The following is a 15,422-nucleotide window of genomic DNA, read 5'->3' as shown; positions in this document are numbered from 1 at the left end:
CAGAAGAGCAGTTTAGCTCTTCTGGCTTTTATTCTATCCAACAGTAATTTTATATTCAGAAGCAAATACCGCTTCTGGTTCTAAATGTTCGATTCCAGCTTTATCTCGAAGTTCCACTGATTTACCGGCGCCATCTGCAATTCCATACCAAGGTTCAATACATACAAACGGGGTGCCAGGTTTCGCTGTCCAAATCCCAACAAATGGGAATTCTTTAAACGTTACCTTAACAAAATGGCTGGTTTTATCTGATTTTATTGTAATTTCTTTTTGCTTTAATGCTTCAAAGATAAGTGCATCATTTTTAAATAAATCATAGTTTAAAGATAAATATCTTGAAGGTTTATCGACTATTTTCTTTATTTCGCCATTACGGTAAGGACCTTCTAAACATAGTGTCTCCAAATTCTCTTCTGTTCCAAAATCTAAGTAATAATCTTCAAATGTTGTATCTTCTGTAAGAGGTAAATGAAATGCAGGATGTGCACCGATAGAGAAATAAATACGTTTATTATCAGTATTTTCCACTTCGTAGGAAACGGCCACAGAGTTTTCATCCATTGTATAAATAATAGATAGTTTGAATTTGTAAGGATAGATTGATAATGACTCCTCATCTGCATCCAGTTCAAAGCGTACGGAATTCTCCGTTTGCTCCACCACTTTGAAATCACGATCACGAGCAAATCCGTGTTGACCCAAATGGTAAGATGCGCCGTCTACAAAATAAGTATCATCTACAAGTTTTCCAACAGTTGGAAATAAAACTGGCGAATGGCGCCCCCAATATTTACTATCAGCATTCCATAAATATTCGATTCCAGTGTCTTTATGGAAAATTCGTGTTAATTCTGCCCCAGCTTCTTTCATCTCTACAAGTAAAAATTCATTTTCCAATTTAATCATCGTTATTTCTCCTCCAAATGAAACCGCTCAATTTGTTCAAAAGCTTTTTCTTTTTTCAGTACAACTAGTTGCATCTCACCAAACAAATCATAATGCGGAAAGTTTTTTCGACGGTTATCAATCCAATCTGGCGCTAAACCATATTGTTTTCCCCATTGTTGCAATTTTTTTAAATCTACGCAAGCAACTTTAGTTACTGTTTTTGATTCTGGAAAACGATCATCCAGCCAATAATGCGTAATAATCGCAATCTCACCACGAGCTGCTTTTTCTTTCCATAATTCCATTTCATCGCGTTTTACACCAAAAGCCATTTTTCATCACTACCAGTCTTATTTATTCTAAAGCTTTTAGATAGGCTTCATGCCAATTCGGAAAAGTTCTTCTTAACGAAACAGGCCGAAAATCTTCTTTTGTTACACAAACATGCTCTGTTTCTCCGGTTATTGCAACTTCCTTTGTTTCTTCATAGCAAATTTCATAACCATAAGTAACACGAAGTCCATCATACCCTTTTATCCATGTTTTTACAACTGCCTTTTGTCCATAACGCAGTGGTTTCCCGTAATGAATATGCACATCTAATACCGGAGAAAGATAACCCGCTTCTTCCATATCAAAATAACGAAAACCTAATTGTTCAATTAATCTTGTACGACCAATTTCCATCCATACAAGATAATTATTATGATAAACGACGCCCATTTGATCTGTTTCAGCGTAGCGTACCTCGATGATTGTTTCAGCAATTTCCATTTCAATTTCCCCCAGTCACAACTACTTCTTCTTTCTTATTTTACCAAACGATACAAAAAAAAGCTCTCTCTGGATGTTTTCAGAGAAAGCTTTTCTGGTTTTTTAGTTATTTTTTAGTTTTTCAAGTTCTACAAGGAATTTATCATTCAGTACACGGATAAATGTACCTTTCATTCCTAATGAGCGAGAATCAATAACGCCTGCACTTTCCAATTTACGAAGTGCATTAACGATTACAGAACGCGTAATGCCGACACGATCCGCAATTTTAGAGGCAACAAGAAGACCTTCTTTACCATTTAATTCATCAAAGATATGCTCAATAGCTTCTAATTCGCTATAAGATAGAGAACTAATTGCCATTTGTACAACCGCACGGCTACGAGCTTCTTCTTCAATTTCTTCTGCTTTTTCATGTAAAATTTCCATTCCAACTACTGTTCCACCATATTCCGCTAACAGTAAATCGTCATCTGTAAAGTTACTTTCTAATCGAGATAAGATCAGTGTTCCAAGACGTTCACCACCACCTACGATAGGCACAATAGTAGTTAAACCTTTTGTGAATAAATCACTGTTTTCAATTGGAAAAGCAGTATATTGGCTGGAAACTTCAAGATTTGAAGAAGTTTCTCCTACATTGAAAAGGCTTTGTGTATATTCTTCTGGAAATTGACGTTCAGTAAGCATTTGCTTCATACGGTCGTTTTCGATTGGAAGTGATTCTGAATAACCAAGTAATTTTCCTTTACGACTAACGATATACGTATTAGCTTCAATTACATCTGTAAGAGTATCAGCCATTTCTTTAAAATTTACTGTCTTTCCTGCAGCATTTTGTAACATAGCATTAATTTTTCTTGTTTTTTCTAATAAAGTCATTATTAGATCCTCCTAAAATTTTATAAAATAAATTGTGTTAAATCTTTATTCTTCATAATCGGTGCAAGTTTTTCATTAACATAGTTTTCAGTTACTTTAATAGATTCCATATTGATTTCTGGCGCTTCGAATAGTAAATCTTCTAGTAATTTTTCTAAAATGGTATGAAGTCTTCTTGCTCCAATGTTATCTGAATCTTGATTAACTTGGAATGCAATTTCAGCAATTCTTTCTACAGCTTCTTTGGTGAAAATCAAGTCAATTCCTTCTGTTTTCAGTAAAGCCTTATATTGTTTAATTAGCGCATTGTCTGGTTCTGTTAAGATTTTGTAGAAATCTTCTTGTGTTAATTTGTCCAGCTCAATTCTAATTGGAAAACGACCTTGAAGTTCTGGAATCAAATCACTTGGTTTAGACATATGAAAGGCTCCAGCCGCGATGAATAAAATGTACTCCGTGTTGACTGTACCATATTTAGTAGAAATTTGCGACCCCTCCACGATTGGAAGAATATCTCTTTGGACTCCCTCGCGAGAAACTTGCGCATTACCGCCGCCTTCTTTACTAGCGATTTTATCGATTTCGTCAATAAAAATCATGCCCATTTGTTCTGCACGATGAATACCTTCTGCCGCAAGTTCATCTGCATCAATTAATTTAGATGCTTCATCTTCAAAAAGAATTTTCTTTGCTTCGCGAACGGTTACTTTGCGTTTTTTCTTTTTCGCTGGGAACATACCTGAAAGCGCATCTTGCATGCCATTCATTTGATCCATTCCAGCCCCGCGCATCATATCAAGCATTGGATTTTGCTGTTCTTTAACTTCTACTGTAACAATTTCATCATCCAGTTCGCCATTTTGAAGACGCCATTCAATTTGGCTACGTTTGTTTTTTAATTCTTGATCTACTTCTTCTTCGGTTGTTTCTTCTGATTGATTCATTCCACCAAAAAGTGCTTCTATTGGATTTTGCGTGGTTGTTTGTTTTTTCTTTTGACTTGGTGCTAATAATTTAATGAGACGTTTTTCTGCATTTTTTTCTGCTTTTACACGAACTAATTGCATCTTCTCTTCTTTTACTAAGCGAACAGACACTTCTACTAAATCTCGAACCATAGATTCAACATCACGCCCGACATAGCCAACTTCTGTAAATTTAGTAGCCTCTACCTTGGAAAAAGGAGCACGAACTATTTTTGCGATTCGGCGCGCTATTTCCGTTTTCCCTACACCAGTAGGTCCAATCATTAGAATATTTTTTGGAATAATCTCATCACGGATTGATTCATCCATCAGTTGTCTACGATAGCGATTTCTAAGTGCAACTGCAACTGATTTTTTTGCCCCGGTTTGTCCAATAATATATTGATCCAGTTTTTCGACAATTTGCTTTGGTGTCAACTGGTTCATTAACGTTAGATTTGTCAAATTAACCACTCCTTCAAAGCTCTTCTACAGTAATATGATCATTTGTAAACACACAAATTTCAGAAGCGATTTCTAGTGCATGGCGAGCAATATCTTTTGCTTCCATTTGGCCACCATTGTGTCTCTTTAATGCTCGTCCAGCAGCTAGCGCATAATTGCCTCCAGAACCGATAGCTAAAATCCCATCATCTGGCTCAATTACTTCTCCTGTACCAGAAACTAATAATAGTGTATCTTTGTCCATAACGATTAGCATTGCTTCTAACTTGCGTAATACACTGTCGCTGCGCCATTGTTGCGCAAGTTCGACAGATGCCCGTTCTAAGTTGCCATTGTATTCATTTAATTTTGCTTCGAATTTTTCAAATAATGTAAAAGCGTCTGCAACTGATCCGGCAAAACCAGCTATTACTTTATCATGAAAAAGACGGCGAACTTTCTTAGCCGTATGCTTCATTACGACTGATTCTCCAAGTGTCACTTGTCCGTCTCCAGCCATTGCAGCTTTTCCATCATGTTGAACCGCGAATATTGTTGTTGCATGTAGTTCCATTTTCTTAACCTCCTCCAAATTCAAGCCCTAGGATGATGTTTCATATAGGTAGATTTCAAATGTTCTTTTGTAACGTGCGTATATATCTGGGTGGATGATAAGCTAGCGTGTCCAAGCAACTCCTGCACTGTCCTCATATCCGCTCCATTATTTAATAAGTCTGTTGCAAAGGTATGGCGCAACATATGGGGATGTATTTTTCGAGTTAAAGAAGCTTTACTAATTATTTTCGTTAAACAATATCTAATCCCTCTTGTCGTCAGCGGGTCCCCGTAATGATTAATAAGTAATGAATCATGCTCTTTTTTGAAACGAATCATTAATTCCGTTCGACTAGACAAATAATCCGTTATAGCATCTTCTGCATACGCTCCAAAAGGTACATAACGTTCTTTATTCCCTTTTCCACGAATAAGAATCGCTTGATAAGATGTATCTAAGTCAGAAAGCAATATTCCTGCGCACTCACTCACGCGAATGCCAGTTCCGTAAAGCACTTCTAATAAAACTCGATCCCTAAGTGTAAGCGTTTCATTATCTTCATAAACCACTTGAAACAAAGCTTCCATTTCTTCTGAATAGAAAAATTTGGGAAGCCTTAGCTGATTCTTCGCATGTGAAACGTAAGTAAACGGGTTTTCAGATATCACATTCTCTCTTAAAAGAAAAGTGTAAAAACTCCGTAAACTTGAAATCTTTCTAGCCACAGTTGTTCGAGAAAAAGATTTTTGTTTTAATTCAGTTAAATAAATTCGAACATCTAAAAAAGTGACTTGTTGATATTCTGAAATAGCTTGTTCATTTAAGAAGCGACGAAAATCAAGTATATCATTTTCGTAAGCAGTACTTGTGTTTACTGAATAGTTTCGTTCTGAGTGAAGATAATTCAGAAATTGTTGCTCTAACTTTCCCTCTTGTGTCATACAAATACACCTCTCAAACACTATCATGTTAACATAAGAATATACTTGTTGCAATAATTTTATCCATTTTTCACAACTTTTTGAATTAATTAGGATTTACAATCAATTTAAATGAAATTCTTAATTTTTGTGAAAAAAATAACATTTATTGCTGCAAATTGTCTAGACCTTTTTGTAGAAAGAAAAACCGTCTTTTCATCACTATCCACTTTCTAAAATGTTCAAAAAGCGTCCATCATGATTAAAAGAACAGCAAAGATTAGTCCTCAATCATTATAGTGTTTTTAGACTTGTTCTGCAACCTTTTTTATTGCATCTAAAGCTCTTTCAGCCAATTTTTCATTGCGTTCTTGTTTCGCACGAATTTTGGAAGGCAATTCTGGGAAAAGGCCAAAATTCACGTTCATTGGTTGGAATGATTTTTTGCTCGCGCTTGTAATATAATGCGCCAAACTTCCTATAGCTGATTCTGCCGGAAATACAATTGTTTCTTTTTCTTGTACAAAATTTGCTGCGTTAATTCCAGCTGCAAGACCGCTAGCCGCTGATTCTACATATCCTTCAACGCCAGTCATCTGACCAGCAAAAAATAAATCATCTCTTGTTTTTAATTGGTACGTTGGTTCAAGTACAGTTGGCGAATTGATAAATGTATTTCGGTGCATAACGCCATAACGAACTATTTCTGCATTTTCTAAACCTGGAATCAAGCCAAATACACGTTTTTGCTCACCCCATTTTAGATGCGTTTGAAAACCAACCATATTATAAAGCGTTCCAGCTGCATCATCTTGTCTTAGTTGCAATACTGCATAAGGTCTTTTACCAGTTTTTGGATCTTCTAATCCAACAGGTTTAAGTGGTCCAAATAACATTGTTTTAATGCCACGCTTAGCCATTACTTCTATCGGCATACAACCTTCGAAAAATACTTCTTTTTCAAATTCTTTTAATGCTGCTGTTTCTGCAGTTACTAACGCTTCATAAAATGTCTTAAATTCTTCTTCTGACATTGGACAGTTTAGATAAGCTGCTTCTCCTTTATCATATCTTGATTTTAAATATACTTTATCCATGTCAATACTATCTTTTTCAATAATTGGTGCTGCTGCATCATAGAAATAAAGGTAATCTTCTCCAGTAAGCTGTTTAATCTCTTCTGCAAGAGCAGGACTTGTAAGAGGCCCTGTAGCAATTATAGTTGGACCGTCTGGAATAGATGTTACTTCCTCAGTATGAACTGTCACAAGCGGATGATTTTTCACTTTTTCTGTGATATACCCTGAAAACTCATGGCGATCGACTGCAAGCGCTCCTCCAGCTGGCACAGATGCCTTATCAGCTGATTCAATAATTATGGAGTCAAGTATTCGCATTTCTTCTTTTATGACGCCTACCGCATTGGTTAAGCCGTTAGCACGCAATGAATTTGTACATACTAGCTCCGCAAATTTATCCGTATGGTGTGCTGGCGTTTGTTTTACCGGTCTCATTTCGTATAAATCAACTTTTATACCTCTTTTTACCAATTGCCATGTTGCTTCACTACCAGCTAATCCTGCTCCAATTACATTAACACTTTTTTCCATTTGTCCGCCTCCTCGCGCAACAATGGCAACACAGGAACTATCCAAGTGCTGCCATTTTCCATTTATTGTTGGGTTGATTCTTTGTAATCACAATTTGTACATTGTACTTGTACACCTTTTTTCAATTTCTTCTCTACTAGTGCTCGTTCATTACATTTCGGACAAGCTCGTTCAACAGGTTTATCCCAAGAAACGTAATCGCAATCTGGATAACGGTCACAACCATAGAAAATACGTTTTTTCTTACTTTTTCTTTCTATAACATGTCCTTTCTCACATTTTGGACAAGTCACACCGATTTCTTTGACGATAGCTTTCGTATTTCGGCAATCTGGGAACCTGCTACATGCAAGAAATTTCCCATATTTTCCCATTTTGTATACCATTGGCGCTCCACAAAGATCGCAATCGATACCAGCTGGTTCGTCTTTAATTTCAATTTTTTCCATTTCTGCATCTGCTTTTATGACATTTGGTTCAAATTGTTTATAAAATTCATCAATAACTTTTACCCATTCCACTTCACCGTGCTCTACTTCATCTAATTCACTTTCCATATTCGCAGTGAACTTCACATCTAAAATTTCAGGGAAATATTCTTCAATCATTTCATTAACTATTTCACCAAGTTCTGTAGGAACAAATCGTTTGTTTGTTAAAGAAACATAATTTCTTCGTTGAATCGTATCTAGCGTCGGTGAATAAGTAGATGGCCGACCGATGCCAATTTCTTCAAGCGTTTTTACTAACCTTGCTTCTGTATAACGTGGAGGTGGCTGCGTAAAATGCTGACGCTGTTCTAGTGATTCGGACTGTACCTTGTCTCCTTTTTTCAAATCCGGTAAAATATTTTCTTTTTCTTCCGTATTGTCATCGTTACTTTCCACATAAACTTTCATAAATCCATGGAATTTAATTTTTGATCCGTTTGCTCTAAAGTTAACGCCATTATTATCAAGGTCTACTCGCATCGTATCAAGGACAGCTGGCGTCATTTGGCTAGCAATAAATCGTTCCCAAATTAGACGATATAAGCGAAGTTGATCACGCGTTAGATATTCTTTTACTTCTTGCGGGCTTCTCATAGCGCTGGTTGGACGGATTGCTTCATGGGCATCTTGTGCACCTTTAGCATTTTTATCTGAACGTTTATGGTTACGAGAAAATTCAGGTCCATAAGTTTCTTTAATAAAATTACCTGCTTCTAAAATAGCAGAATCTGCAATACGTGTGGAGTCAGTACGCATATAAGTGATTAAACCTACTGTACCCTGTTTTCCAAGGGTGATTCCTTCGTATAATTGTTGAGCAAGCATCATTGTTTTTCTAGTACGATAATTTAATTTACGTGCTGCTTCTTGTTGCAAACTAGATGTTGTAAATGGAGCAGCTGGGTTTCTAAGTCGTTCTTTTTTAGTTACATCTGTTACATCAAATGTTTTTCCCTTAATTGCAGACATTACTTCTTTCACATCATCCGCAGTAGATAGTTTTTTCTTTTTACCTTCCACTCCATAAAAATTAGCTTGGAATTTTTTCTTTCCTTTAAGGAAGTTACCATCAATTGTCCAATATTCTTCGGGTTTAAAATTATTTATTTCTTTTTCTCTATCAATAATGATGCGAAGTGCTATTGATTGAACTCGTCCAGCACTTAGACCTTTTTTCACTTTTTTCCAAAGTATAGGACTAATGTTATACCCAACCAAGCGATCCAAAATCCTGCGAGCTTGCTGAGCATTTACAAGATCCATATCAATTTTTCGAGGAGTTTTGAATGATTCTTTGACTGCTTCTTTGGTTATTTCATTAAATACTACACGTAATTTGTCTGATTGATCTAACTCAAGACTGTTAGCTAGATGCCACGCAATTGCTTCCCCTTCGCGATCTGGATCGGCTGCGAGATAGACTTTTTTCGCTTTTTTAGCTGCTTGTTTTAATTCTTTTAAAACAGGGCCTTTTCCGCGAATCGTAATATAACGTGGTTCATAGTCATGTTCTGTATCTACGCCCATTTGGCTTTTTGGTAAATCTCTAACATGTCCCATCGAAGCTTTGACTTTAAATTTCTTACCTAAATATTTTTCAATTGTTTTTGCTTTTGCAGGTGACTCTACAATCACTAAATAATCTGCCATATCAATATATTCCTCCCTGATTTGGGTCAATACACGGGCTTTAACAGTTGTAGTAATTTTCTCAAAGTACTAGCCTCGCGTTCAATAAGTTTGCATGCTGACTTTTCACATAATTCAGTAGTAAATATTAGCCCTTCCTACTTTGTTTGTCAATGGATTTTATCAAAAAATCTATTTTTATTGTTTTTAATCAGCTTTCTTTAGCAAACTTATCTCAAAAAATCAGGAATTGCAAGCCAAATCACTTAAAAAGGTTATTTTCATTACTTTTATGGCTTAATTTGAAAAAATTCTTCTATTATATTGTTTGCATTTGTGACTAATTTCGCTCCTTCTTGGATTAAATGATTTGTACCTCTTGATGTATCAGTAAAAATATTACCTGGTACTGCAAAAACTTGTCTATTTTGCTCCAGAGCATAATCAGCTGTAATCAAAGAACCACTTCTCTCGGCAGCTTCGATAATTACTGTACCTAAAGCTAGTCCACTAATAATCCGATTGCGTTCTGGAAAGTGCCATCTTCTAGCTTCTTGATTCGGTAAATATTCACTGATAAGAAGTCCATGTTCTATAATTTCATTTGCTAAAAATTCATTAGAACGTGGATAAATATTACTCACTCCAGAGCCGAGTACTGCAATAGTATCACCTCTTTTACGTAAGCTGGCTTTATGTGCTTCTGCATCTATCCCGAGAGCAAGCCCGCTAACAATTGTTAATTTAAGTTCAGCTAGCTCTCCTGCAATCATTGCACATGCTTTTCTACCATACTCACTCATTCTTCTTGTACCAACCATTGCCATCGCTTGTTTTTTTAGTAGTGCTGTGTTTCCTTTGCAAAATAAAAGGGGTGGTGCTTCATATATTTCTTTAAGTAAATCTGGATAGTTATCATCAAGAATACAAATAATTTCTGCATCTTCTGTTGTATATACATCGGCTTCTTCTAACTCCATATTGATTTGTTCTTTTTTATCTGAACTAAAAAATATATTCACAATTTGTTCTATCGACATTTCAAAGCAACCAAAAGTAGAAACCTTTTGCCATATTACTGCTCTTTTTTTAGCGGAAATAGACTTACAAGAAGCGATTTTTAGCCACGTATCTCGTTCTTTAAAATTCATTTTCTGCACCTCCATGATAGTTACTCACAAGTGTACAAAGATTCCTTTATTTTGTAAAATCACTAAAATTCTTTTTTAAACACAAAAAAGTGTATTTTCTCTTTAGAAAATACACTTTCCTCGTATCGATTTAGCTATTTTAGACTCTCAAAATGTAACTTTGCTTCTTTTACTGGAGAAAAACTTAAACGATGAATTGGACAAACTCCAATAGTATCTAAACCATTTAAGTGTTTTTTTGTACCATAGCCCATGTTATTAGCAAAATCATAACCTGGATAAAGTGCATCATAGTGTTGCATCATTCTATCTCTAGTTACCTTGGCAATAATAGATGCGGCAGCAATAGAAATACTTTTGGTATCTCCTTTTATGAGCGATAATTCTGATTCAGAATATTTCAGTGGCATGGCATCCACTAAAATGAAATCTGGAGCTGGATTTAATTGATCTAGCGCTTCAGACATAGCTAATTTGGTTGCTTCATAAATATTTACTTGATCAATCATGTCATGCTCAATAATCCCCACGCCAATTGACAAAGCTTCTTTTTTTATTATCTCAAAAAGCATATCCCGTTTTGCTTCACTCAATTGTTTAGAATCATTAATACCTAATAATGAAAAGTCAGCTGGTAAAATAACAGCAGCAGCAACAACTGGTCCCGCGAGTGGCCCGCGACCAACTTCATCCACACCAGCAATATACTGAAAACCTTGTGTAGAAAGATTGGTTTCGTATTGTTTCATTTCCGCTAACTTAGCTATTAATTGCGCTTCTTTTTCCAATTTTTTTCGTGTGGATTCAATAAGTTTTATAACACCTTTACGTTCATCTTGTAAACATAATTGAAAAAAAGCATCTTGTTCCGAGATCACATGACTTAGTTTCTCTCGAATAACGGAGATAGATTCACTCATTTCGCATCATCTTCCCAGTTAGGAAAATCAAAGGACATTCTTCCCAGTTTTTGTTGACGAATTTCACGAACAACTGTTTCAGCTGCGCGTGAATAATCTGGATCATTATATCGATCTAAAAGTCCTCGTTTTTCAGCAATAAAAGCTAGGGTTTCAATTGGATCTTCCGAAACTTTCTCTACCTTCAACCAGTTTTCGAGCCGGTCCGGATAATTTTTTTCTAAAAACCGTAAACCATAGCCAGCGATATCTTCCATTTGAAGTAAATCATCTTTAATAGCACCTGTTAAAGCCAGTTTGTAACCAATTTCTTGATCTTCAAATTTTGGCCATAATATCCCTGGGGTATCAAGAAGCTCTAACGTTTTTCCGACTTTAATCCATTGTTGTGCTTTTGTTACACCAGGCTTATTACCAGTTCGAGCAATATTTTTTTTGGCTAATCGATTAATTAAAGTAGATTTCCCGACGTTTGGAATTCCCAAAATCATCGCTCGAATCGCTCTAGGTTTCATACCTTTACTTCTTAAGCGATCAAATTTTTCAGCCATTAATTTTTCTGCTGCTTGTTCTATTTTGAAGAGTCCTTTACCTTCTTGAGCATTAACCGCTACAGCAGGCAAGCCTTTATCTGCAAAATAATCAATCCATTCTTTGGTCGTTTTTTCATCTGCTGTATCTGCTTTATTTAAAATTATCACTCGTCTTTTTTGGTGAATGATTTCTTCCAACATTGGATTTGAAGAAGAAAGCGGAATTCGCGCGTCTACTAATTCAAAAATCACATCCACTAATTTTAATTTTTCTGTTACCTCACGACGAGCTTTGGCCATATGACCTGGAAACCATTGAATTGTCATCATATACTCCTAATCTATAAGTTTGGCGTCTTTAATCGGCCAATAACAAATTGGTGTCGTTCCTAATACTTTGCTTAAAGGAATTGGACCAATTATTCTGCTATCTTTACTGGCTCTCCGGTTATCGCCTAAAACAAAATACGTATTTTCTGGAATTTTGCCACCATTCAGTTGATCTTTAGAACTGTAATCATCTGTTAAATAGCCATCTTTCAGCTTTTTCTTGTATGTATCTAAATATGGTTCATCATATTTTTTTCCGTTAATGTAGAGTTGATCTGCTTTATATTCAACAGTATCTCCCGGCAAACCAATTACTCGCTTTATGTATTCTTTTCCATCTTTTTCACGAAAAACAATCACATCAAAACGGTCTACATGTCCGAAGCGATTAATAATCACTCGATCATCATTATGAAGTGTGGGCATCATTGAAATTCCATCAACAAGAATTGGCACAAACAAATAAAAACGGATTATAACAGCTATTAATACTGCTAAAACTGCCGCCCAAATCCAAGACCATAACCGTTTTAAATTCTTTTCTTTCAAAAAACTGCACCGCCCTATTTTTTTACTAACAGTCTTATTATAAACGAAAAATCTTTCATTTAATAGAGAAAGCCGTGAAAAAAACTTTCACGGACTTCCAATTATTTCCCGAATTGCAAAACTTTACCGTTGACTGTTGAATCATCAATAAATCCAAAAACACGGCTATCTGAGCTTCCACCGCGATTATCACCTAAAACAAACAGTTTTCCTTTTGGCACAGTACTTTCACCCGTCATATCTTTGAGTGTGTAGTCAGCAATATAAGGTTTTTGAGTGGGATCAGGATTCCATAATGTTAATGTTCCATCTGGCAGATAACTCTCTACTTTACGTTTACCATTTAAATATAATTCTCCATTTTTAAAAGCGATTTTATCTCCTGGAACACCGATTACTCGTTTAATGAAATGTTCTCCAGTTCCAATCATTGGTGGTTCATCAAATACAATAATATCAAAACGATTAGGATTCGTTATTTTTTCAATAAAAATTCGGTCACCATCTTGATAGGTTGGAACCATAGATGTTCCTTCTACTTTTACTGGGGCAATCACAAAGTTTCTCACAACAAGTGCAATCGCGAGTGCTGCAACGATGACAAGTACCCAACTCATTAATTGTTGGAACCCACTTTTTTTCTTGGGTTCTTCTTCCATGTTATCCACCATCTATGTCTCCTCCTTGGCTCTTTGCAACTTTAATTATCGTTTTAAAGATTTGCCGAATGATATAACTTTCCCAAGCACACTTTCTTGAGAAATAAAGCCTATATACCGACTATCTTTACTTACTTGACGATTATCACCTAACACAAACAATTGACCTTCTGGAACAATAAGTGAACCATTGGAACCTTTAATCTCAGCCATGGTAAAATTAGGATCCCCATTTGCATCCGTAGTTAAATAACCACTTTTTAAAGCATCTTTTTCTGAATCTAAATATGGTTCGTCATATTTTTTGTCGTTAATATAAAGTTGATCCTCTTTATATTCAACTTTATCTCCTGGAAGACCAATGACACGTTTAATATATTCAGCATTTTCTTCGTCAGGAGCTGGAAACACAATAATATCAAACCGTTTTGGATCTGATACTTTATTAATAAATAAATGCTCCCCATCATGCAGAGTCGGGTTCATCGATGCTCCATTAACAGTAACTGGAGAAATTAAAAAATAACGAATACCAAAAGCTAGAACTAGCGCAATGATAATTATTTTTATCCATCCAAAAGCTCCAGAAAAAAATTTATTTTCACTTTTCATGTCTTTTTATCCTCTCCAATTAATATTACTAAAGTATAGCACGAAACCCACCAGATGGTGTAATGAAACAAGCTGGTTTGACAGAAAAAATGCGCGCCAATAACGACGCGCATTCAGAATCATGCAGATGTTTTAATTGGGATTATAGAACCATCCTCTAATTGCAATTGTGGTTCTTCTTCTCCGCGAGCTGCTTTCTCCGTAATAATACATTTAGTAATATCATCTCGAGAAGGAATTTCGAACATAACTTCTAACATAATCTGTTCAATGATAGAACGAAGACCACGCGCTCCTGTTTTACGTTCAATTGCTTCTTTGGCGATTTCAATTAAAGCAGTCGGTTCGAATTCAAGTTCTACATCATCCAGCTCCAACATACGTTTATATTGTTTGACTAAAGCATTTTTAGGTTCTGTCAAAATAGAAACGAGTGCCGCTTCATCCAATTGTTCCAGTGTTGCGATAACTGGCAAACGACCAATAAATTCAGGAATTAAACCGAATTTAAGTAAATCTTCTGGAACAACGCGAGATAGATAGGTTTCATCTTCTTTAAGTTTCGCGTTATCAGTACCAAATCCAATGACTTTTTCGCCCATTCGATTTTTTACGATTTGTTCGATTCCATCAAATGCGCCACCGACGATAAATAGAATATTCCCAGTATCGATTTGAATTAGTTCTTGATGAGGGTGCTTTCTACCACCTTGAGGAGGAACACTTGCGACAGTACCTTCCAAAATTTTCAGTAAAGCTTGTTGTACGCCTTCTCCTGAAACATCTCTAGTAATAGATGGATTTTCAGATTTGCGAGCAACTTTGTCGATTTCATCAATATAAATGATACCTTTTTCTGCTTTTTCTACATCGTAGTCAGCTGATTGGATAAGTTTAAGAAGAATATTTTCTACATCTTCCCCAACATAACCAGCTTCTGTAAGTGAAGTCGCATCTGCAATCGCAAATGGAACATTAAGAATTCGCGCTAATGTTTGAGCAAGAAGTGTTTTACCACTACCTGTTGGACCAATTAAACAAATGTTACTTTTTGAGAGTTCTACTTCTTCTTCTTTTGTTTCATTGGAATTAATTCGTTTGTAGTGATTGTAAACTGCCACAGCTAGTGCTTTTTTTGCACGCTCTTGACCAATAACATAATCACTTAATATATGACGAATTTCTTGTGGTTTTGGTACTTCTCCAAAATCAACAAATTCAGAAATACCTAGCTCTTCTTCAATAATTTCATTACAAAGCTCGATACATTCATCACAAATATAAACACCTGGACCAGCCACTAATTTACGTACTTGATCTTGAGTCTTTCCGCAAAAGGAGCATTTAAGTTGGCCTTTTTCATCGTTAAATTTAAACAAAATATTCACCCCTTCGCATAGGTATGTTGCATATAGGCGATTTTTCATCTCCTATGTGTGTTAATAATATCATTTGTTTATTAGAAATGCCAATCATCTGTATCCTAATTTCTACAATCAGAAGGACACG

At 35.7% G+C, this 15,422-nt stretch carries 16 protein-coding genes; all 16 read right to left on the bottom strand.

Annotated elements, in window-relative coordinates:
• Positions 1–33: 33 nt before the first annotated feature.
• Positions 34–906 (bottom strand): aldose 1-epimerase family protein, encoded by an 873-nt coding sequence (locus tag LWE_RS06560; protein WP_011702107.1) that lies wholly within the window; start codon positions 904–906, stop codon positions 34–36.
• 2 nt (positions 907–908) lie between these two features.
• A complete protein-coding gene (locus tag LWE_RS06555; RefSeq protein ID WP_003724130.1) occupies positions 909–1,220 on the bottom strand; it encodes a hypothetical protein in 312 nt (103 codons plus the stop codon).
• A gap of 22 nt (positions 1,221–1,242) precedes the next feature.
• Entirely contained in the window at positions 1,243–1,662 is a 420-nt protein-coding gene (locus tag LWE_RS06550; RefSeq protein WP_011702106.1) for an acyl-CoA thioesterase, read from the bottom strand.
• Positions 1,663–1,764: 102 nt separating this feature from the next.
• Positions 1,765–2,544 (bottom strand): GTP-sensing pleiotropic transcriptional regulator CodY, encoded by a 780-nt coding sequence (gene codY, locus LWE_RS06545; protein WP_011702105.1) that lies wholly within the window; start codon positions 2,542–2,544, stop codon positions 1,765–1,767.
• A gap of 20 nt (positions 2,545–2,564) precedes the next feature.
• On the bottom strand, positions 2,565–3,974 hold the full coding sequence (hslU, locus tag LWE_RS06540; RefSeq protein ID WP_011702104.1) for an ATP-dependent protease ATPase subunit HslU: 1,410 nt from the start codon (positions 3,972–3,974) through the stop codon (positions 2,565–2,567).
• Positions 3,975–3,987: 13 nt separating this feature from the next.
• The gene (gene hslV, locus LWE_RS06535; protein ID WP_003724001.1) at positions 3,988–4,527 is read right to left on the bottom strand and encodes an ATP-dependent protease subunit HslV; all 540 of its coding nucleotides are present in this window, start codon (positions 4,525–4,527) and stop codon (positions 3,988–3,990) included.
• A gap of 20 nt (positions 4,528–4,547) precedes the next feature.
• Positions 4,548–5,450 carry a tyrosine recombinase XerC gene (gene xerC, locus LWE_RS06530; protein ID WP_011702103.1) on the bottom strand — a complete coding sequence of 301 codons (903 nt, stop codon included), beginning with the start codon at positions 5,448–5,450 and terminating at the stop codon, positions 4,548–4,550.
• A gap of 284 nt (positions 5,451–5,734) precedes the next feature.
• Entirely contained in the window at positions 5,735–7,039 is a 1,305-nt protein-coding gene (trmFO, locus tag LWE_RS06525) for an FADH(2)-oxidizing methylenetetrahydrofolate--tRNA-(uracil(54)-C(5))-methyltransferase TrmFO (protein WP_011702102.1), read from the bottom strand.
• 62 nt (positions 7,040–7,101) lie between these two features.
• Positions 7,102–9,180 carry a type I DNA topoisomerase gene (gene topA, locus LWE_RS06520; protein WP_011702101.1) on the bottom strand — a complete coding sequence of 693 codons (2,079 nt, stop codon included), beginning with the start codon at positions 9,178–9,180 and terminating at the stop codon, positions 7,102–7,104.
• A 269-nt stretch (positions 9,181–9,449) separates the two neighbouring features.
• A complete protein-coding gene (dprA, locus tag LWE_RS06515) occupies positions 9,450–10,310 on the bottom strand; it encodes a DNA-processing protein DprA (RefSeq protein ID WP_011702100.1) in 861 nt (286 codons plus the stop codon).
• A 134-nt stretch (positions 10,311–10,444) separates the two neighbouring features.
• Positions 10,445–11,230, bottom strand: a complete 786-nt coding sequence (locus tag LWE_RS06510; protein ID WP_011702099.1) for a ribonuclease HII — start codon at positions 11,228–11,230, stop codon at positions 10,445–10,447.
• The gene (gene ylqF / locus LWE_RS06505; protein ID WP_011702098.1) at positions 11,227–12,090 is read right to left on the bottom strand and encodes a ribosome biogenesis GTPase YlqF; all 864 of its coding nucleotides are present in this window, start codon (positions 12,088–12,090) and stop codon (positions 11,227–11,229) included. Before ylqF ends, LWE_RS06510 begins: the two co-directional genes overlap by 4 nt.
• 9 nt (positions 12,091–12,099) lie before the next feature.
• Positions 12,100–12,642: a type I signal peptidase SipZ gene (sipZ, locus tag LWE_RS06500; RefSeq protein WP_011702097.1), complete on the bottom strand. Its 543-nt coding sequence runs from the start codon at positions 12,640–12,642 to the stop codon at positions 12,100–12,102.
• Between the two features lie 101 nt (positions 12,643–12,743).
• Positions 12,744–13,313 carry a type I signal peptidase SipY gene (gene sipY, locus LWE_RS06495; RefSeq protein WP_011702096.1) on the bottom strand — a complete coding sequence of 190 codons (570 nt, stop codon included), beginning with the start codon at positions 13,311–13,313 and terminating at the stop codon, positions 12,744–12,746.
• A gap of 33 nt (positions 13,314–13,346) precedes the next feature.
• Positions 13,347–13,913, bottom strand: coding sequence for a type I signal peptidase SipX (gene sipX, locus LWE_RS06490; RefSeq protein WP_011702095.1), 567 nt, complete (start codon positions 13,911–13,913; stop codon positions 13,347–13,349).
• A gap of 119 nt (positions 13,914–14,032) precedes the next feature.
• Positions 14,033–15,292 (bottom strand): ATP-dependent protease ATP-binding subunit ClpX, encoded by a 1,260-nt coding sequence (gene clpX, locus LWE_RS06485; RefSeq protein ID WP_011702094.1) that lies wholly within the window; start codon positions 15,290–15,292, stop codon positions 14,033–14,035.
• Positions 15,293–15,422: the final 130 nt, after the last annotated feature.

Source organism: Listeria welshimeri serovar 6b str. SLCC5334 (assembly GCF_000060285.1).
Classification (GTDB): Bacteria; Bacillota; Bacilli; order Lactobacillales; family Listeriaceae; genus Listeria; species Listeria welshimeri.
This window is presented reverse-complemented; position numbering and strand designations above follow the sequence as displayed.

What these genes read in the sequence shown, in the direction of transcription:
- LWE_RS06560 (WP_011702107.1), bottom strand. Translation starts at nt 906, where the DNA reads ATGATTAAATTGGAAAATGAATTTTTACTTGTAGAGATGAAAGAAGCT.
- LWE_RS06555 (WP_003724130.1), bottom strand. Translation starts at nt 1,220, where the DNA reads ATGGCTTTTGGTGTAAAACGCGATGAAATGGAATTATGGAAAGAAAAA.
- LWE_RS06550 (WP_011702106.1), bottom strand. Translation starts at nt 1,662, where the DNA reads ATGGAAATTGCTGAAACAATCATCGAGGTACGCTACGCTGAAACAGAT.
- codY (WP_011702105.1), bottom strand. Translation starts at nt 2,544, where the DNA reads ATGACTTTATTAGAAAAAACAAGAAAAATTAATGCTATGTTACAAAAT.
- hslV (WP_003724001.1), bottom strand. Translation starts at nt 4,527, where the DNA reads ATGGAACTACATGCAACAACAATATTCGCGGTTCAACATGATGGAAAA.
- xerC (WP_011702103.1), bottom strand. Translation starts at nt 5,450, where the DNA reads ATGACACAAGAGGGAAAGTTAGAGCAACAATTTCTGAATTATCTTCAC.
- trmFO (WP_011702102.1), bottom strand. Translation starts at nt 7,039, where the DNA reads ATGGAAAAAAGTGTTAATGTAATTGGAGCAGGATTAGCTGGTAGTGAA.
- topA (WP_011702101.1), bottom strand. Translation starts at nt 9,180, where the DNA reads ATGGCAGATTATTTAGTGATTGTAGAGTCACCTGCAAAAGCAAAAACA.
- dprA (WP_011702100.1), bottom strand. Translation starts at nt 10,310, where the DNA reads ATGAATTTTAAAGAACGAGATACGTGGCTAAAAATCGCTTCTTGTAAG.
- LWE_RS06510 (WP_011702099.1), bottom strand. Translation starts at nt 11,230, where the DNA reads ATGAGTGAATCTATCTCCGTTATTCGAGAGAAACTAAGTCATGTGATC.
- ylqF (WP_011702098.1), bottom strand. Translation starts at nt 12,090, where the DNA reads ATGACAATTCAATGGTTTCCAGGTCATATGGCCAAAGCTCGTCGTGAG.
- sipY (WP_011702096.1), bottom strand. Translation starts at nt 13,313, where the DNA reads ATGGTGGATAACATGGAAGAAGAACCCAAGAAAAAAAGTGGGTTCCAA.
- sipX (WP_011702095.1), bottom strand. Translation starts at nt 13,913, where the DNA reads ATGAAAAGTGAAAATAAATTTTTTTCTGGAGCTTTTGGATGGATAAAA.